We start from the raw sequence: 19,752 nt of genomic DNA, 5'->3' as shown, positions 1-19,752 counted from the left end.
GATGAACATCAAGAAACGGTTTATTTTTCAATACATTAGACAACTGTTGTTGGTCGGCCTTCTTCTTACAGTACTGATTCTAGGGACATTTACTTTAAGCGTTGTGAAGCTGGAACGTCTGGATCAGAAATTCGACTTCATTAAACCCAGTTTGCCTGTGCTTACAAATTCAATTACGAAACAGAACAGCACAATAAAGTTCGATCCAAAGCTTCTTACTGTGGTTAGGGATCAGGGGGGCTGGCTGCAGGTAGTTGATCAGTCTGGATATATAGTGGCTGCCTACCATACACCTGAGGATATGCCGGTACGTTATCATCCCGGTGAGTTGATGAGCTTTTGGAGAGCGGAGAAGGACTTCCCTTACGGACTATATGCTTGGATTCAAGAGTTGGATGGGCAAAGCTATACCCTTTTATATGGAGTGAAAAATGATATTGCGACGTTAAAAGAAAATCTACTGCAGGAAGTGACCTGGAATACGGGGGAAATCGAAGTAAACGAGACTTTCAAACAGCAGTTGAATGCTATTCATGGGTCCATCGAGCTGCTCGATGATAATGGAAAGGTGCTCGGAGGTTATGGTGTAACGAATGTAACGCCAGACCACTATAGTCTTCAAGATTTAATGCTCCGTAACCAATATCCGGAACGTTATGGCAAGCAATTATTTACGGTGTATGATCCAGCAACAAACAATACTTGGATCATCCACGCTCCACTAGCCGCTTCAGTGGCTCCATGGACTAATGACGATACGTATAGAGAAGATATTCAGATCTTCTTTTGGAACGCTGTGGTTATGCTAGTGATTATACTTCTTCTATTCGTGCTGCTTGCTCTTTGGTATGGTCATCGGTTCGGCACACCTATTTTGCATATGATTGATTGGCTTCATCATTTGTCCAAGGGTGAATTCAGAGAACCTACTGGTCGTAATCCGAAGGGATCACCTCTTAGCCGAAACCGTTCTGGGCGTTTGACAAAAAGATTCCGCAATCATACCGAAATGATGGATTCCTTAGCTCATTTAACAGAGACGCTGCAAAAAAACGAGCAAATTCGCAAGCAACTAGAGACCACAAGAGAAGAATGGATTGCTGGCGTATCTCATGATATGAAGACACCCCTTTCTTCCATATTAGGGTACGCACATCTAATGGAATCGGACACCTACGAATGGTCACCATCAGAAATTCGTGAATTCGCTACTATTATGCGCGAGAAATCCTCTTATATGGATGAAATGATTAACGATCTGACTTTAACCTATCGGCTCAAAAATGATGCCTTTGCCTTTGATTTGATCCCGACAGATATGAATGAATTCATCGAACAAACGGTTCAAAAGTGGAGAAAACACCCACAATTCACCCATGTTCCGGTTCATTATACAGCTTCGGAAGGATCGATTACCTATCCAATCGATGGCAGATATTTCAGACGAATACTGGAAAATCTACTTGCCAATGCTGCCCTTCATAACCCTGAAGGTACCCTGATCCAAGTCTTTTTAGTTAAGATTACTTCTTCTCAATTTGTGATTCGTATCCAAGATAATGGGGTTGGTATCGATGCAGAGACAAAGGATCTGCTCTTTGAACGTTATTATAGGGGTACGAATACAGATGAGCTAAACCAAGGAACAGGACTGGGCATGGCTATCTCCAAGCAGCTTGTACTCCAGCATCAGGGACAGATTGAAGTAGAGAGCTTACCTGGAATTGGAACGACAATTTCATTGATTTTTAACACGGCAGGATAAAAAGATCAGTAGAAACAACAAAGAAACGGCATTTCTGCCGTTTCTTTAGGTTATGGATGGTCAGGGCTCAGAGCCTCTTTTACTCCAATCCATGCTCTTTTCGGATGTTATACATGCCTTGAACAAGCAGCTCGGAAGGATCCCGATTCAACTGCAAGTGGGTTAACAATAAATGCAGTGGGAACGCACACACGTTATTCCCATCACTTATCGCTGGAAATCCAGCCTCGAAGACCGGACCAAGTTTTTCATTCCAAGCTAGGCCAACATGTACATCCTCTGGCGCAAATTCTTCGGTTATTTCTTTTATACATTGCGGAACTAACACATTGTCTATCATCGCTTTAGCTTCGTCTTCATTTGCTGGTGGTTTTGGAAGCGTTTTGCCTCCCTCAATTTTCATCAGATCAACGAAGAATGATGCCATCCATGCTGCAGGATCCTTACCCGATTGGAATCTTGCAATCAACTCACGCAGAAAAAAGCCACAAGAATATACATGATCCAACTCATTTTTTACGTGAAAAACAAAAACTGGGCCGTACGCCTCCATATTTAACACTTGTCCTTCAACGTCTTGAAAGTGCACTCTCAAAGCTACGAGACCGTTATGATGAACAGCCATCACAAGCTTATTCATATCCTCCTCAGACATTGCTGGATCATTGGTTATTTCCTCGTTCTCGTTTAATGTTTCTTCGTTCTCATTTGTTATCTCATTGGTCATTTTAAATTCCCTCCCGCTCCTATCATACCATCTAGCGAATTGAACTGACACTTTAATAATAGACAAATTCATACCAGTTGAGGAGAAAATAAATAAACGGCATCTCTGCCGCTTATTTATAGGTGAACTCTCAGTTAAGTCACATCCATTAATTTCTTCACTATTGTACTGGTTAATTGTTTGATATCCCCAGGATCTAACTTGTAAGCAGAAGTAGCTTTCCGTGTCGGTTTAGGATTTGTCGATATTAAGTCAGCGATATATAGGTCGATAAATACAACGGGATCTACCCCAGTTCTTTTTCTGAGTTCGCCTGGTACCTTCGTGTTGGGTCCGTCCGCTCCGCGGCTGATTGAAATGAAACCATACTTGTGCGGATTTGTTTTCAAATGCTTTAAATATGCACGGAGTGGTGTGGCTACTTGCCCCATCCAGATCGGCCCGAAAAAAGAGGATCAAATCATACTTCACTAATAAATTAGGTGATGGCTGTACCAACGGAATCCTGCTGAAAATCATATCCATTGTAATGGAACTCAATGTCCGAGGCTTAGATTCAGAAATTCGAAAATAATCAGACGACAGTTCTTTAGCCACACTGCCAGCTAATGCATCATTGTTGCCTGTGAATGAATAAGAAATGACTGCAATGTTCATCTTAGCCCTCCTTGAAACGAATTATTTCGTCTTTGCCTGCGCCAGTGCATTTTCGAGTGCCTTGTTCCAACAGATTTCCATTTTTATCTAAAGCGCCTTTGAGTATTTTAATATCTGAAACCCGTCCCACAGATATTGTTGCCTGAACCTTGGTATCTCTGGAATGATCCTTCTTCTTACAACAATGTTCATTCACATGCCCTCCCCTCAATCTTTTGAATGAACATTTTTATATTCATTCATTTTAAATGTAAAAAAAACTGCCTCATTAGTTCTTTTAGGGGCAGTCTGTCAGACCCTTCATGATTAGTTCCATCATATTGTCCAGCAGTTGTGGAAAGAACTCCACTCCAATTTCTTCCTTGTGGGTGTCCACATTGATCATGGCGGCGAACACCATCATAATCATTTTACTATCCATATCGCTTCGCATTTTGCCTTCGGTTTGCCACTGCTGCACAATTTCATGGAAGCTGTCATATAAGAAATCCGTCACCTCAATGCCGGTTTCTTCCCGATAAAGCTGTTCGATTTTCCCAAAAACACTTTTGTTATACCATTCCTTTAGAATGGGGTTGGCGATTATGCCTTCCACATTGAGTGCCATCATCTGCCGAACTACTATCAATGGACTTTGGGTCATGTCGAGGGATTGCATACAGTTTTTTTTGAGCTTCGCATTTTCTTCAAGAAAGATATCCATAAAAAGCTTTTCCTTTGAAGGATAATAGTTGTAAAAGGTTCCAATGGCTATTCCAGCTTTTTTTGTAATGACCGAGACATTCGTATCCTTAAAGCCTTTATTGCTAAACAACTCTTTCCCACAATCATAAATCTTTGTTTTTTTATCTTCCACTTTCCGCATCTCCATGAATGAATAATTATTTTTTCATTCATATCATAATGTCAAAAGTTGGATGCGTCAACGCAAAACTTATTTGTTATCTTTTCGTTCATTCGCTTCGCCAATCCCGTAGAAAAGTCCGCTGCGTCATATTCCCCCCTACTCCTACTGTATAACCTCCACCATGAATGAAAATAAATACAGGTCTCTTCTTGTTATTGTCACCAGACGGCTCGTACAGGTCGAGTTTCAGCGGTTCTATAGCATCCGTCTCATTCTTCTTGCTCGCATACAAAATATATTCTTTCACTGCAACCTTATAAGCCGGAGTCAATTAGTTTTAATATTACGAACTTTAAGTAAATTAAAGAGAGGGTATCCATAGTTTTGGAGAAATCTCAAAGCCAGCAGTTTCAAAGCAAGATAGCGTATAATTAAGAAGAAACGACGTTGTCGTAGAAATATAAAGAGGAGGACATTACAATCATGAAATTGAGCATGAATTGGATTACACTCAGGGTGCGCGATCTAGAGGCTTCCCTTGATTTTTATAACAGGATTTTGGGGCTTCCCATTGACCGCAGATTTGAGAGTAGAGGAAAACAAATTGTCATGTTAGGCACGGTGGGTCAGCCCAAAATCGAGCTTATTCAGGGAAGCGACCCGGCTCTGAAGCCGGAATGCGGCGTTTCCGTTGGTTTCGAAGTGGCGTCTCTCGACGATGCCATAGTGCATTTGAAAAGCCAAGGCATCCCCGTTGCGCGGGGACCGATCATGCCAAATCCCCATCTGCGGTTCTTTTATGTACTGGACCCGGACGGCTTCGAGGTACAGTTAGCAGAGCACAGCTAGGCCGTCGCTTTTTAAGTTAACAATACTTGTAATCAAGCAAAAAAAGGAAGTGTCCCAAAAGCCATGATTGAACTGTGACACTCCTTTTTTTCGATTATGATGTATGTTGACGCTCGTTGCTCACCAAATCATAGAAAGCCTGCAAATGTGCAGGCATTTCCATGCTTATGGGTTGAATGCTACTTCTAGAGCAAAAATAACTGCAGATTTGCAGGAATTAGTGCTTTAGCAACCTTTCAATTCTAGAAAAATGTACTTTTACAGTTTTTTTTCGCCTTATCGAGTGTTTGGCTCATTCTGTTATCTTACGAGCTACTAGCGCAAAGTCTTTCAAATCAATCACACCATCTTTATTGATATCGGCACGTTTGGCCTCAGTCCAATCTGGACTGCTGGTATCTTTGCCATAATTAGCAGCGACAATCGCCAAGTCACCGATGGACACTTTGCCATCTTTATTGATGTCACCAGTAATACCAGGCTCAGGATCCTCAGCAGTTATCTTGATCTTATGGCTCGACGTAACGGTTTCGCTCTCCTTGCCTTCAGCATCTGCTACGATGACTTTTTCAATCTGAATCGTACTCTCTGTAGCCTCCATTACTGTCTTAGCACCGAAATCCAAGGATAACAACTGCATGTTACCAGTCACAGCGTTGTCCGCACCTTCACTGACCACCAGCAGTCGCAGTTTTCCTGGCGTGCTATTAGCGGTTTCAAGCACCTGAATACCATTGCGTAAGGAAGTAGCCGATTTGAATTCCAACAGCTTAGGATCATAGTTCATGGTTACATCCATCGCATACACAGCATCTGTTACACTCTTCACCCCAAAAACCAGTTGAAAACCTCTACCTCCAGCTACAGAGTCTACCCCAGACAGAATAGAACTCATCTTACCTGGTGGATCAACCTCACCATTCATTAAGATGAAGACAGATTACCTACCTTATGCCACCCACTCTCATCCTGCACGGACACTGCTCATTTGAATGATCCGCTGGATTTCGCAAAACAATTACTTCTTTTACCTTCGTGTCCTTTGACAACTTGTAATTTAAGGACCCCGTGTTCCCAGCACCCGGCATATAGAAGGTTGATAGCTTTCGGTCAACAGACAGAGATGCTTCATTCCCTATATTTCCAGCAGGTTCAGCCTGAATAGCCGGATTGGCAGTTCCCGGTCTTTCAATCCCTTCATTGATCAAAATTTCATTGAGCGCAAGCCAAGCATCATGAGTTTCTGTTGAAGATGCTGAGAATCTTCTTCGGCATTTCCTTAACACCTCCTATCACAAGCTAAAACGCCTTAGGCGTCCATTTGAGGACGGTAAGCGTTTATGCGAGAATTATAAGGATAAAGTATATCGTGAAACTTATACTTTCTTATAATTTTAAATACCAGCAATTAACCTTTCAACGCACCTGCTGTTAACCCACCAGTAATTTGACGTTGATACAACACATACATCACAATGACAGGGATCATAGAAATGGAAAGCCCTGCAAACAATGGCCCCCATTCCGTTCTGTACTGCATTTCCCCTTGCATAATGGCTATTCCTACAGGAATAGTGTATTTCTCTGGATCGTTGATCAATACCGTGGCCATGATGTACTCATTCCACACCGTTAAAGCATTCATGATTCCTACCGTGATTAAACCGGGCTTCGATAATGGCAACATGATCTTGAAGAAAACGCCGTATAGTGAAGATCCATCAATTGTTGCGGCTTCTTCAAGCTCACGGGGAAGTGCCTTGAAAAATCCAACCAGAAAGAAGATACCGAATGGAAGGATGCCAATCGTTCCGACGGAATAAACAAGCGTGAGCCCTACTAGGGAGTTGGACAAATTCATATCTCCGAGAAGAAAGAACAACGGTATCAATCCGAGTGTTGTTGGAATCATCATCGAAGCAACGTATACAAAATAAAACAGGCCTCTAGATTTAAATGTAAAACGAGCTAATATATATGCTGTTGTAGCAGCCATAATAAGCGATAACAGTGTACTTGCCACGGTTACTATAATGGAGTTAAAAAAGTAATCACCAAAGTTTGCTCTGCTCCACACATTTGTATAGTTTTCAAAACGAAAAATAGATGGAAAATCCCATGGTTTCCCGAGCATAACCTGCTGATTATCCTTTAAGGAAGTCAGGAATGTCCAAAGAACCGGATATAAGACAACCAAGCTCCACAAGATGAGGAAAAATCGAACTGCAATTTTTGATATCAGCAGAAGTGGTTTTTTGGTGGGACTATCGTTCAAAGTATTTTCCTCCTTACATTTCAATGGACTCCCGGTGAAGAATACGTTGCAAAATTAAAGTTGTGATTAAAGACAACAGTAATATCAGCACCCCGATGGTTGCCCCGTAGCTTAAATGGAACTGCTTGAAGCCCATCTGATACAAATAATAACCGAGAACTTGTGTCTGATTATCCGGGCCACCATCCGTCATCAGCTTAACGATAATAAAGGAACCATTCAGTGTTGTGATTACGATGTGAATGATAGAGGTTTTGAATTGCTCCCAGATCAGCGGTAAAGTAATTCGAGTGAACTGCTCCCATTGCCCCGCACCATCAATACTGGCTGCTTCATATAGCGAGGAAGGAATACCTAGAATAGAAGCGATGATGAGCAGCATATAGAATCCGATTCCGGCCCATACACTAGGAGGAAGAAGTGACCACATTGCGAGGTTTGAGTCACCTAACCAGTTCGTTTCCACAGGTTTTCCTGTAAATAACGAGATGAACGCATTCAAGAATCCAAGACGGGGATTGTATATAAAACTCCACAATACACCGATAACGGCTACGGAAATGATATTCGGAAAGAAAAACACCACTCGGTAAAAACCGTATTCTTTCAATTTAAGACGGGTCAATGATACTGCGAAAAACGTTGCAAGCAACATAATTAAGATGACCTTCCAAAAAATCAAGAAATAATCATTCGAAATGGCCTTTGGTATGATCTCATCCGAGAATAATTGTCTATAATTATCAATGCCGATAAAATTCATCGATTCGGAACCGCCTGACCAATCAAAGAAGCTTAGGTACAAGCCTCGAAACAGCGGATAAATAGTGAATAAACAAAAGATAGCAAACGTAGGCAGCAAGAAACTCGCAATAAACAAATTACGTTTCCACAATTTATTGTTCTTCATGGGCGTAAGCCATCCTCCCCTTAAATTTGAAAGAACAATCAGAGGCACCTATGTCCTCTGATTGCTTAGAAAGGAACTTACTTCCGGATTTTGGCTGCCGCCTTCTCCATACGGTCCATCCATTCTTCTGGTGTAATGGAACCTTGCAGTAATGCAATGGTTGCATCATTCTCTGCCTGCTCAATGTCCGCGGCCAATTTAAATACAGGAGCAACGATCGTGTCACTTCCGTTGAAATATTTCATTGCTGTTTTAACAACATCACTTGCGCCTGAAGATTCCAGATCTGCCTTGACGTTCATCAAAGCGCCTGTTAGCTCAGCCCAACGAACTGCGGCTTGTTTTGTAAAGATAAATTCAATAAATGCTTTTGCTGCATCTGGATTTTTAGCCTTCTTTGCAATTGCAATATTACTAGTGTAAGGAATAGCCACAAATTTACCGCCCGGCTTCTGCATAACGGAAGGAATGAATCCAAATTTGAAGCCTTCTGGTACATCTTTTTTCATTTCATTTTCCAACCACAAGCCGTTAGGAATCATTGCATCTTTATGCTGCAAGAAGAGCATTTGGGAGTCCGTATGACTCATACCGAACGATGCGTTATCGAAATAACCTTTTCCCCTCATATCAACGATCTTTTTCAAGGTATTCGCTACAGCATCATTTTTGAAAGAACCTTCTTTAGCTGCTTCTTGATCCTTTAAGATTTGCGGATTGTCTCCATTCTCAGATACAAAACCTGTATTTAAGAGACCTCCCACGATGTAATATGGGTATTTGCCGGTATGGATGTAAGGATAAACGCCATCTGCTTTGATTTTTTCACTAGTGGCAAGGAAACTATCCCAATCTTTTGGAATATCCCACCCCTTTTCAGTAAAAAGGGTTTCATCATAGAAGGTTCCCCATGATCCGAATACGAGTGGAATCGTATAGTTTTTGCCACTGTAGTCTTGTGGAGGTGCAATCAAATTGCTCGTAAGCGGTTCGCCGTCCACATTTTTCGCATCTTTAACCCAATCTGTAATATCCATCAATTGGTCATCGAGTACCATTTGCGTTTCGTTCGATCCTGCTCCGTCGATATATACGACATCTGGTGGATTACCTTGGATCCAGCGAGGCTTCATTTGCTCGTTAATCTGAGAACCTGCGGATTCTTTAATGTTGACATCCGGATACTTCTTCTTGAATTCACCAATCACTTCTTTCCACCAACCATCCCCATAACCACCGACAAAATATTGGATTTCGAGGTCTCCCGCTACTTTCGGCTCTTCGGGCTTGGGATCGTCTGTCTTCACCGGCTCATTCTGCGTCGAAGCAGTCTTCTCAGGAGCAGGAGCTTCCGCACCATTTGTTCCTCCACCACACCCTGCCAGAGACAATACAATGGACATCATAACTAGACTTAATCCCGCTTTCTTTTTACCCTTGCTTTTCATTAGCTATCCCCCCCGAATAAACTTGCTCGACTTCTTTAGGCTCTCGATTTCACAATTCTGACTGTGATTCTATTAATACTTTTCCATTATATAGGCCATAAAAACGTAACCACATGATCTCTTTTGATGTAGAGTTGATACTTTTTGTCCTGTAGAACCTTTTTTTACAAGCATTAACGCCTTCGGCGTCCTTATAAGGATGGTAAGCGTTAATGCGAGAAATATAAGGATAATGTATAGCGTGAAACTTATACATTCTTATATTTTTAGAAAAAAAAGGACACCTGAGTATAAACTCAGGCATCCATCTTTCAATTCAGTATTTTTTGAGCGATTGCCGCTAAATCCATAATGTCGATCTTTCCGTCATTGTTAAGATCTGCACGCTTAGCCGTCTGCCAATCTACACTGTTCTGATCTTTACCATAGTGCGAAGCTGCAATCGCCAAATCACCGATACTCACTTTACCATCATCATTCAAGTCTCCGGATTTTACCGGTGGCTGTTCATCTGCCTTAATCTCGACCTCAATGTTTGAGAGATCGGCTTCAGTCTCCAGTCCATTCTCGTCACCAAATATAGCACTGCTTACCTTTATGCTCGCTAACTCAGACTTCGTCACTGACTTTGCTTTAAAGCTTAGTTCAAGCACCTTGGCATCACCCGTTATACCAGCCTCCGTACTAGCCGTGATTAGACGAATGGTTCCGATCGGATCATTCATTGATTCCAACACCTGAACCCCATCGTTCACAGATTCGGCTGTGATGTACTCCAGGAGATTCTCGTCGTACTTTAATCGAATATCTTGCGCATAGGTCGCATCTGTTACATTGCTAACTCCCATATCTACAGTAAAGGTCTGGCCTTGATTTATCGATTTAGGTCCACTTAAAGTTACTGCAGTAGGTTCATCCAATTCGACAGGTACATATTCGAAAGCATCAATCATCGCAATGGTATTCGAAGAGGCATTGTTCTTCGTTCCTTTCACGACAATCTTAATCGTATGTTCCCCTTTGGATAGATCGGATTGTTGGAACAATACCTGCTGTTTCATCGTCGATGGACCATATCCATCAACACCTTCAGCGGCTAGCGCCCCATCGAGATACACATCGAAATGTCCGTGGTTTGCCTGCAAAGCACTGATAAATTTAATCGATGTTCCTGTAAACGTGAACGACGCTGAAGCCCCTTGCTGATTACTATAGCTTTCGGTGCCTTTATAATCGCCTGCGTCACTGTAAGGATTCCACGTTCCGGTGTATACAATCGATGGATCTTTATCATCTACTTTTATTGGTAGCACAGGTGGTTTTACACTAGATACAATTTTATATTGCTGTCCTTTTACCGTTGGGAATTCAATCAAATTCCCATTCGCCGTGAATTTGATGGATTCCCCGCTTCCAACACGGACGACCTTGAATTTATTGGATTGTACAAATCCAGGATATTTAACCGAGGCCTTATTTCCTTGCTTGGAAGTGAGTACCGCTTCTTTCAGAATCGTGCCTTCCCAGCGCATATCCACTTCAAATCCACCTCTTGCCACAAGCCCTTTGACGTTTCCGGTAGACCATGCATCAGGTAAAGCAGCTAGTAAATCTATACTTCCAGCATGGCTTTGCAGAAGCATTTCCGCAATTCCGGAGGTTGCTCCGAAGTTACCGTCGATTTGGAACGGTGGATGTGTATCAAACAAATTGTCGAGCGTGCTGCCTCTAAGCTGCTCACCTAACAGTTTGTGTGCACGGTTACCATCTAGCAGACGTGCCCATAAATTGATCTTATTTGCTTTACTCCATCCTGTTCCGCCGTCACCGCGAGAATTCAATGTTACTCTTGCTGCTGCAAACAAATCAGGATTATCCACTTCATTAATAAGTGTTCCTGGATACAAGCCGATCAGATGCGAGATATGGCGGTGCTGATCTGTAGGACTATCGATATCATTCTTCCACTCCTGCACCTGTCCCCAGCTTCCGACTTGCGGCATCCAGAGCTTGCTTCGCTTCTCCATAACCTCGTTCCGCAGCTGTTCATCCACACCCAAGATTTCACTAGCCTTTATGAACTGTGTGAACAATTCCCAGATTAATTCCTGATCATACGAGACACCGATGGATATATCTCCTTGCTCTGGAGAGTAGGAAGGAGATGACACTAGACTTCCGTCCGAATCTTCCACCAAGTATTTAACCCAAAATTGTGTTGTTTCCTTGATAATGTCGTACACTTGGTCTCTTAACAGACCCTCATCTCCACTAAACGCATAATGATCCCACACCTGCTGCACCATGAATGCGTTGGCAGCCGGTGACCAGCCCCAATAGAAGTCAGAGCCTGGTGCTGTATAACCAAATGGATTGTTGACGGTATGAATCGCCCAACCTTCCCCTTCGATTCCATGATGTCTTTGAGCTGTTTCTCTACCCGGCTCGCGCAGAGAATCGATGTAATCAATGTACGGAATGTCGGTTTCCGCTAAGTTAACAACTTCGGAAGGCCAGTAATTCATCTGCACATTGATATTCGTGTGATAGTCACTGTTCCATGGTGGAGTATTGACTTGGTTCCATACCCCTTGTAGGTTTGCAGGCAGTGAGCCTTCCCGGGAGGATGCGATAAGCAAATAACGACCATATTGGAAAAATAATGCCTCCAAGCTTCTTTTCTCTCCGTCGCTAGCATTCGTTTTATAACCATTCAAAAGCTCATTCGTAGGGAGATTTGCAGCAACCCCACCAAGATCAAGTGAAACTCTATCGAACAGTTCCTTGTAATCTGCCAAATGAGATGCACGCAACTGATTGAATGATTTAGCGGATGCTGCATTTAAATTGGCTTCTACAACATCTTTTGGCGTCTTGTCACTCTTATACGTTGGATAATTATTGGCATAATCTGTTGCAGCCGTCATCAGGATCGTGACGGCACTCGCCCCGTTCACCGTAAGTTTTCCATCCTTCGCTGTTACAGTTCCTCCTTCATGCTGCACTTGAAGCTGAGCTTCGTATGCCATCTTATTACTGGGTACCTTCCCGCTTAGCGTTAGTTTATTTCCTTCACCCTTCACCGTATTGGACGGCTGAGCACCGGTAAGGCGAACATCAAAGGTCATCGGCTGATTCTCTTCCGTAGTCAGTCTCATCACCATGACCTTATCCGGGTAACTGATGAAATATTCCCGCTTGTATTTCACTTTTTTCGAAGTGTAGGACACTCTTGCCATCGAGTCATTAAGATTCAACTCACGCCGATAATCAGAGTACGTCTGAGCACCACTGTTACCCGATGCGCTTGTCATCTCCATCTCGGATAACTGAATTTTCGTTCCGCCTTTACTTACAAGATCGAATTTATAAAATTTATAAGCTTTAGCATTGGAAAAGGTATATGATTTCTTCAGCTTGTAGCTCGCAAACTCTTCATTGGATCTGTTATCTAGTTGGGTCCACTGCTGCCCGTCATTCGAGCCTTTCAGCGTCCAGTTCTTCGGATCCCGGTCGTGCACATCATTTCCTGAAGTGAATGAATAGCCGGTAATTACTTTAGCTTCTTCATATGCCCATTGCACCCAAAAAGGTGGTGCTCCATCACCTGAATACCATTTCGTTTCTACCGAACCATCGGTTAAATTGGAAATAGGCTCGCCGTATTGTGGGTTATCCGAGCTCGCCGTTACGGTATAGGCTGACTGACGATTAAAATCTAGGAACACGTTTCCAAATGCTTGATACGCTCCGAAAGAACTATCACCAGCTCCCATAACCCCAGTAATGTTCCCTACAAGAGCCTTGGCTTCATTAATCTTTCCTTCTTTTAGAAGCTGTCTTATGGTCTCAACATGTTGCTCCGCACCGTCTTTAATACCATATTGGTAATTCGGATCTGCTCCAGGCCCACCGCTCCATAACGTCTTTTCATTAAACTGAATCCGCTCCTGCTCAATACCACCAAATACCATCCCGCCCATGTGACCGTTTCCGATCGGCAGAGCCTGAGTCTCCCAGTTGGTTGCCGGCGCACGATACCATAATGACAAATCCTGATCTGCCGCAGCCGCAGTCTCAGCTACCGGCTGTACATCTGCATACACTTTTGGACCTAGGACCCCATTAGCCGGAAGTATACTGCTAAGTAGCTGTGAGCAAGCAATCCATACAGATAGTAGAACTGCCGTCCTTTTGACTAATCTGCTTTTACCGATTTGCATTTGTCGATCCCCTCTCATAATGACAACCAATGATTATCTACTCCACTAATTTCGTTGCAATGGCCGCAAGATCAGATATGTCAATTTTCCCATCCTTATTCAGATCCGCAATTTTCGCTTTATTCCAATCTGGACTTGTTGAATCTTTGCCATAGTGGGAGGCTGCAATTCCAAGGTCACCAATGCTTATCTTGCCATCGCCATTCACGTCTTCAGGTAATCCCGTATTTATTGTTATCTGAATCGTTAAGGATGCCGGGTTGATTCCGGATTCTTCGCCTTTATCGTTGCTTATTATCGCTTGAGTAAGCCGGATAACCCCGTCTGTATCTTGTGTTAGATCTGCTGCTTTGAAACCAAGCTCTACGATATCAGCATCACTGGTAATCGGATATTGAGTACCCAAACTTACCAAGAGAACCCGGAGCTTCCCAGGGATGCTTGTAGCTGGTTCGTTGATAATAATTACGCCTTCCTGCAGAGAGCGGATTGAATCTGGAACATATTCCATGACCGCTGGATCAAATTCAAATGTAATGTCCTGTGCGTACACATTACTTGTGACACTAGTGACCCCGTATTTCACTGTAAAAGACTCACCTGGCGTAACTACCCCTTTACTCCCTACTAAAGTTGCTGAAGGCGTAGGATCAGATGCATCTGCGTTCACTGACGGATTCACAATGGATACCCAGCTTAAAATCACGGCCATAATGGTCACCATAACTGCCTTTTTGTACAATCGATTACCTCTCAAATCCTTCTCACTCCTTCAATGTAAGATTAAGCTCCTCTTGAAAGACCTCAGCTGTTTAAAAAGACCAGGTACATTATGTTTAGTTACTCACACATGTACCTGGCCTTGACCTTGATTACTCTACAATTTTGCGGGCTACAATAACCAGATCTTCCAATCCGACTTTGCCATCACCGTTAATATCTGCTTTCTTCGCTTTCTCCCAATCTGGGCTTGATGTAGTTTTGCCATACTGCGCTGCTACCATCGCCAGATCACCGATCGTTATTTTACCGTCACCATTGATGTCGCCTTGCGTTCCTTTCTCACCAATCTCTACATTTACGGAAGAGATAGATGCCGAAATTTCCTTACCCTGATCATCTGAAATGATTGCACTCTTAACGGCAATTGCACCATTCACCGTTTGGTTAACTTCCTTCGCTTTAAAGGTTAACTCGAGTACATCTGCACTGTTACTAATTCCATTGGTCGCACCCTCACTTGCTACAATAAAGCGAAGTTTCCCTGGCGTGCTGTTAATTGAATCGATAACACTTACCCCACTAATTAACGAACGCGCATCAACGAAATCCATAACATCCGCGGCATACTCTAAGGCGAGGTCCTGCGCAAATATCTTATCAGACAGATTCCGGAGTCCATATTGAACTTTGAACACTTCTCCTGGTTGAACTTGACTTGGCGCTATTAAAGTGGAGGCAGATTTCAACTCGCCGTCTGTTTCTGTCACGATAATCCGACTGGTCGCAGAGAAGCCCCCATCCACCGTTGTTGCCATAATTATTGTTTCGCCTACCTTCAAGCCTTTAACAAGAGCATGACCGTCTTGCTCTTCAACGGTTGCTACAGCTTCATCACTGCTGCTCCAGAGTACTTTTTTATTCGAAGCATTCTCTGGTTGTATCACAGCCTTCAATTCCCCCGAACTGCCTACTTTAATCTCTAGCTGTTCTTTGTCCATGGCGACGCCTGTAACTTTTACTACTTCTGACTCATCCTCCGTCTTGAACACATTCAGTTCTGCAGCAGATGCAAAGTTACCCACGCCTTCCACAACTTCAAGTCTCAGATATGTTGCTTCTACTGCTGTGAAACGAACAATCTTTGTGTTCTGATCGAGCGTCCATGATCCGTTCGCGATGGTTGTGAAATTCGTTCCGTCAACACTCGTGTACAGGTTATAGCCTGTAATCGTTCCATTGGTTCCAGATACTCTAGGTGAATAATTAAATTGATTAATGTTATATTTGCCTCCGAGGTCCAAAGTGATAGATTCCGGTAAGTGTGCCGGGCTCCATTTCGTATGCCAAATTGTAGACAGATCTCCATCGAGTGCATAACTTGCTTCATCTCCAGGCTGGAAGCTACTTGCCGTTGCAGTCATCTGCGATTGTGGGATTTGTGTGTTAGGCATATACACATGAATCGTCGCTGTTGCACTTTTTTTACTTGCATCCTTCGCGGTAGCAGTAATGACCGCCGTACCGGCTTGAAGTGCAGTAACTTTTCCGGTCTGATCCACCGATACAATTTCCGGGTGGTCAGAAGTCCAGAGAAGTGTCCGGTCATAAGCATTTGCTGGTTTAACCTGAGCGCTAACGGCGCTTGACTGTCCTTTGTTCAGATCCATCTTGTTTGGCGTTAACGTAATAGTCGAAACAAGTACACCTTCCTCTGGAACGATTGCACCCTCATCATCGACGCGAATGTCATCAACCACGAGCGTACCGGTTAATTCCTTCTGATTGTTCAGCTTGTTTTTGATAATGGCCAGATAGGCATCTTTCACCCCTTCGGTTGTAAAAGACAGATCCAGCGTATTGCGTCCTTCTTTCAAATTCTCACTAACTAGATCACGAACTACCCCATTCTCCTTCACTCGAATAGCCACTGAGTACATATCCGTCTCATCCGAATTGTAGTCCATCGTCAGTTGGTAACGGTTATCCTCCTTCATACGGAGCGTGTGAGGCAATGTACGTAGCCATTCACCTGTTGCATCTTCATTCGTTTTAAGCGACCAATTACCATCCAGAACATAAGTCATGATCTGATTGTCGCCTTTTTCAACTAAATGAGTACGAACTGGACCTATTTTAGAATAAACGAAGGGACCCCATCCCTCATCAACATTCTCGAAATCCTCGAACAATACAGAATTTCCAACGTCTGTTTTGGTTGGATTCTCCCATACTCTTACATCGTCAAACGTTACAGTCGAACTTCCATCTTCTACATTCAAATAGAGATTGGCTGTCTCACTAGCCGCATCAAAAGTAACCTTAATCCGTTGGAAATTCATGCTCACATATTTGTGTTGCTGGGCTAAAAAGCCATGCTCCGTGTTATCCAGCGTATTGACAACCTTGTCAGCCCCTTGCTTCACACCGATTTCCACGGTGCGTTTCCCATCCACTTTCACCCATACCGATGCAGAATACGTCTTGCCAGGTGTAAGTCCGGTAATCTCCTGCTGAATTACTGCATCACCAGGCCCCTTCACTTGAAGCTGGTCATCGGCGTTACTGTTCTTCACGAATTTGATGTGATCATCGCTTGCAGCTGTGGAGGATTTCTTCCAGTTGCCGAACGTTTGGCTGTCAAAACCCGGGTCCTTAACTGAACTCCCTTCGCCCCATACCATTTCCGGCTCTTCAGCAGCAGTTGTCTTATACAGGGCATATCCAATCCCCGGCTGCGCTGTAAGTGTGACTTTACCTCCAGTTACTTCTACACTGCCTACACGCTCACGTCCCAAATCTGTCAACTTATATAACTGTGCAGTCGTTACGTCACTCCATGATTCTGGAAGACTCCAAGTCGTTTGGCCACCTGCTGGATTCCAGTGATAGATTTTATCTTCTGTCTCAGGACTCCATGGAATAAAGACCGTACTGTCACTGATGTTGCTGCTATCTGTCATGATAGCGATTTCACGACCATCCTTGCTTAAATGGATCTTACCGTCCTGCTTACGTTCAACTACAACATGCTCTTCAAAGTCGATGCGGTTATCGGTCATCTTGATGATCGGGAAATGCTGCATATATTTTGTTGGTAGATTGTGATTGAAGAATGCCGCACTTGTTGATTGGTAGCTGTAGAATGGAGCACTGTTCTGCCAGTAACCCACGCCTACCTGCTTATTCCCTTTCAATAAAGGGGTTGTTAAGAAGCCATCCAGCGATTGATTCCGTAGGAAACGGGTAACCTTGCTATCGTCACCTTGGTTAGGGTACCCTGGATCCGTTCCCCAGTGAACCCAAGAGGCCTGCTCAAACAGAGGTCCTGCAAATTCTGTACCGAGCATCCAACCGTTACCGTTGATATAATCTGCGAGTTTCTTCGCATTGTAATCGGCTCCGTCATATACATCTACATACACAAAGGAAAGGTTGTCGCCTGTATCGCTTTTCAGCATATCCAGACGTCTTTTTAATTCACCCGATTCCACATCTTTAGTTTTGTTTACATAGAATGTCTGATCCAGCCAGCCCCAACCTTTACTCAATGGCTGATTCATATTTTCCATTTTGGTTCCGAAAGCATCTAGCGCGTATTCCGTTGCGTTAATATGAACACCGCCGCGGATATTGTATTTCTTTCCTTCACTCAAAATATAATTGAAATCCTTCTCTCCACCCTGACGAATACCAATATGACCACCGTAATCAGGGTGAGAGTCATCATGTCCTTCCGCTTGGTATCCTTTAAATAGAATCAGCTGTCCAAAGCCATCCGTAAGATTAGAGATTTTCTTCGCATTATCAAAAGCACGCAAGAACGGTGAAGTTGTAGTAGATCCAATGTTCATGCTGATATAGGAGATATTGTCTCGGATCATTTCACTGCCGGTTGGAGCATCCGTATTCTGACGATAAACAATGGCCCCATCTTGCCAGTCAACAACGTTGTCTCCATTCGCATCTGGAGTCAGTACAACCTTAGCCCAAGGCAGTGGCTCGGGATCAAGCACAGTACTTCCACGATAAACCCATGACCCTCCCGATAAAGTTGCTTTCTTCGTATGGAGCACTGTATCATCGCCTACCTTAATACGTACCTTATCAAAACCATTTACTACATTAGTGATTACACTCGCAGCTAAGACGTCGGAGTTAACGAATGCATATGCACGCCCCCCACTCACGTCTGCTACTACCGTCTTAAGGTCGTTAAATTCGTCCTGTACAATGTTCCAGCCTCCAGTTATCCGGACAGCCGTTTCCTGTGCTGTAGGCTGGGTTCCAATTACAGAGACAAGGTCATGATCAGGAAATTCGATCATCTTCACTTTTTCAGTACCATTCTCTTCGATGCTGGCCACCTTGAACTGAAGAATGTTATCCTGGACTTCCATTTCAACTTTGAGGTTCACTTTAATTTCTGGAATTTGAAGCGTGTAAGCTGCAGTCTCACCATGGGTAGCATCGGCTGCTTTCTTACTAAAATCAGAAGCGACAAGGAAATAGGTCTTTTCGTTAATTTTTATTTCATTAAACCCATTCAACTGTCCATACATTTCCGCGCCGCTGTCTAACCATGTGTATTGTTTAACCCGTGGGAATTCCTTATCGATCACAACCTTCATCGTATCCGAGCTTAGTGTTTCTGTAATCGTAATCGGCCTTGGTACAGGATCAGTGGATACAATTGGAGTTACCTTCACATCGTCAATCCATAGGGTCTTGTTATTAAACCAGCTGCGAAGTCCAATCTTCCCTGCACTTGTCGATAAAGAGGGCAGACTCGTCGTAAGCACGTTATTGCCATCGATCGATAAATTTACGCTACCTTTCTCATATCGCAATTTAAGGGTATACTGTTGGTCGGCAGCAAAGGTAAAACTAGGAGCAGCAATATTACCATACGATTCCGTCCCATCTTTCATTGCATCCCAGCCCCAAGAGCCCGCATCATATTGAATAACATTGTAGTTATTACTATCGACGAATCGGTAGACCAGTCCAAATCGTGTGGCAGGTTGACTAAATTTTAACTTCACCTCATATTCAGCGTTAGCAACCTGAGGTGCATCTTGATCTGCTAAAATAACAACCCCTTGTGTCACCGCCTTAACAGCACCTTGATCCGCCGAAAAAGTAGTTATCCCCTTAGCTGGAGTCCATCCTCTGATGTTGCCATCATTGTAATCCCTGAAATACACGTCCGAGTCTTGAGCCGCGAATACGGCTGCCGTTGGCAAGCCAATCTGTACCCCTAGCAACAACGTCAATAGCAAGCTAAACGCTTTGTACCGTTTTCTCATCTCTACGACCTCTTTTCACTTA

At 43.4% G+C, this 19,752-nt stretch carries 15 protein-coding genes; 2 read left to right on the top strand and 13 right to left on the bottom strand.

Annotated elements, in window-relative coordinates:
* The first annotated feature begins 1 nt into the window (after window position 1).
* Window positions 2-1,765: a HAMP domain-containing sensor histidine kinase gene (locus tag MHH52_RS09030; protein ID WP_340008041.1), complete on the top strand. Its 1,764-nt coding sequence runs from the start codon at window positions 2-4 to the stop codon at window positions 1,763-1,765.
* 79 nt (window positions 1,766-1,844) lie between these two features.
* Here MHH52_RS09030 and MHH52_RS09025 read toward each other — a convergent pair whose 3' ends face one another.
* From MHH52_RS09025 to MHH52_RS09005, 5 genes are all read right to left on the bottom strand, one after another.
* Window positions 1,845-2,492, bottom strand: a complete 648-nt coding sequence (locus MHH52_RS09025) for a hypothetical protein (protein ID WP_340008039.1) — start codon at window positions 2,490-2,492, stop codon at window positions 1,845-1,847.
* 252 nt (window positions 2,493-2,744) lie between these two features.
* Complete coding sequence (locus MHH52_RS09020; protein WP_340008038.1) at window positions 2,745-3,149, bottom strand: hypothetical protein; 405 nt, start codon at window positions 3,147-3,149, stop codon at window positions 2,745-2,747.
* 1 nt (window position 3,150) lies between these two features.
* Entirely contained in the window at window positions 3,151-3,345 is a 195-nt protein-coding gene (locus tag MHH52_RS09015; protein ID WP_340008036.1) for a hypothetical protein, read from the bottom strand.
* An 81-nt stretch (window positions 3,346-3,426) separates the two neighbouring features.
* Window positions 3,427-4,005, bottom strand: coding sequence for a TetR/AcrR family transcriptional regulator (locus MHH52_RS09010; RefSeq protein WP_340008034.1), 579 nt, complete (start codon window positions 4,003-4,005; stop codon window positions 3,427-3,429).
* 97 nt (window positions 4,006-4,102) lie between these two features.
* On the bottom strand, window positions 4,103-4,303 hold the full coding sequence (locus MHH52_RS09005; protein ID WP_340008032.1) for a hypothetical protein: 201 nt from the start codon (window positions 4,301-4,303) through the stop codon (window positions 4,103-4,105).
* A gap of 176 nt (window positions 4,304-4,479) precedes the next feature.
* Between MHH52_RS09005 and MHH52_RS09000 the strand changes: the two genes are divergently transcribed.
* Window positions 4,480-4,845: a VOC family protein gene (locus MHH52_RS09000; RefSeq protein ID WP_313636764.1), complete on the top strand. Its 366-nt coding sequence runs from the start codon at window positions 4,480-4,482 to the stop codon at window positions 4,843-4,845.
* Between the two features lie 292 nt (window positions 4,846-5,137).
* Here the strand turns inward: MHH52_RS09000 and MHH52_RS08995 are convergent, their stop codons facing one another.
* The 8 genes from MHH52_RS08995 to MHH52_RS08960 all read right to left on the bottom strand — a co-directional run bounded on the left by MHH52_RS08995 (window position 5,138) and on the right by MHH52_RS08960 (window position 19,730).
* Window positions 5,138-5,770, bottom strand: a complete 633-nt coding sequence (locus MHH52_RS08995) for a cohesin domain-containing protein (protein WP_340008030.1) — start codon at window positions 5,768-5,770, stop codon at window positions 5,138-5,140.
* A gap of 19 nt (window positions 5,771-5,789) precedes the next feature.
* On the bottom strand, window positions 5,790-6,131 hold the full coding sequence (locus MHH52_RS08990) for a hypothetical protein (protein ID WP_340008028.1): 342 nt from the start codon (window positions 6,129-6,131) through the stop codon (window positions 5,790-5,792).
* Between the two features lie 122 nt (window positions 6,132-6,253).
* Complete coding sequence (locus MHH52_RS08985) at window positions 6,254-7,120, bottom strand: carbohydrate ABC transporter permease (protein WP_340008026.1); 867 nt, start codon at window positions 7,118-7,120, stop codon at window positions 6,254-6,256.
* Between the two features lie 13 nt (window positions 7,121-7,133).
* Window positions 7,134-8,030, bottom strand: coding sequence for a sugar ABC transporter permease (locus MHH52_RS08980; RefSeq protein WP_340008024.1), 897 nt, complete (start codon window positions 8,028-8,030; stop codon window positions 7,134-7,136).
* A 77-nt stretch (window positions 8,031-8,107) separates the two neighbouring features.
* Window positions 8,108-9,478 carry an extracellular solute-binding protein gene (locus MHH52_RS08975; RefSeq protein WP_340008022.1) on the bottom strand — a complete coding sequence of 457 codons (1,371 nt, stop codon included), beginning with the start codon at window positions 9,476-9,478 and terminating at the stop codon, window positions 8,108-8,110.
* A 311-nt stretch (window positions 9,479-9,789) separates the two neighbouring features.
* Window positions 9,790-13,701: a glycoside hydrolase N-terminal domain-containing protein gene (locus MHH52_RS08970; RefSeq protein ID WP_340008020.1), complete on the bottom strand. Its 3,912-nt coding sequence runs from the start codon at window positions 13,699-13,701 to the stop codon at window positions 9,790-9,792.
* A 37-nt stretch (window positions 13,702-13,738) separates the two neighbouring features.
* A complete protein-coding gene (locus MHH52_RS08965) occupies window positions 13,739-14,458 on the bottom strand; it encodes a cohesin domain-containing protein (protein ID WP_340008018.1) in 720 nt (239 codons plus the stop codon).
* Window positions 14,459-14,573: 115 nt separating this feature from the next.
* Entirely contained in the window at window positions 14,574-19,730 is a 5,157-nt protein-coding gene (locus MHH52_RS08960; protein WP_340008017.1) for an endo-alpha-N-acetylgalactosaminidase family protein, read from the bottom strand.
* Window positions 19,731-19,752 lie beyond the last annotated feature (22 nt).

The organism is Paenibacillus sp. FSL K6-0276 (assembly GCF_037977235.1).
Taxonomy (GTDB): domain Bacteria; phylum Bacillota; class Bacilli; order Paenibacillales; family Paenibacillaceae; genus Paenibacillus_AQ.
The sequence above is the reverse complement of the archived record's forward strand: the minus strand, read 5'-3'. Positions and strand labels throughout refer to the sequence as shown.

Coding starts and splice junctions, on each gene's coding strand:
- MHH52_RS09000 (WP_313636764.1), top strand. CDS start 4,480: ATGAAATTGAGCATGAATTGGATTACACTCAGGGTGCGCGATCTAGAG.
- MHH52_RS08980 (WP_340008024.1), bottom strand. CDS start 8,030: ATGAAGAACAATAAATTGTGGAAACGTAATTTGTTTATTGCGAGTTTC.
- MHH52_RS08960 (WP_340008017.1), bottom strand. CDS start 19,730: ATGAGAAAACGGTACAAAGCGTTTAGCTTGCTATTGACGTTGTTGCTA.
- MHH52_RS08970 (WP_340008020.1), bottom strand. CDS start 13,701: ATGCAAATCGGTAAAAGCAGATTAGTCAAAAGGACGGCAGTTCTACTA.
- MHH52_RS08995 (WP_340008030.1), bottom strand. CDS start 5,770: ATGAATGGTGAGGTTGATCCACCAGGTAAGATGAGTTCTATTCTGTCT.
- MHH52_RS09020 (WP_340008038.1), bottom strand. CDS start 3,149: ATGAACATTGCAGTCATTTCTTATTCATTCACAGGCAACAATGATGCA.
- MHH52_RS09025 (WP_340008039.1), bottom strand. CDS start 2,492: ATGACCAATGAGATAACAAATGAGAACGAAGAAACATTAAACGAGAAC.
- MHH52_RS08975 (WP_340008022.1), bottom strand. CDS start 9,478: ATGAAAAGCAAGGGTAAAAAGAAAGCGGGATTAAGTCTAGTTATGATG.
- MHH52_RS09030 (WP_340008041.1), top strand. CDS start 2: ATGAACATCAAGAAACGGTTTATTTTTCAATACATTAGACAACTGTTG.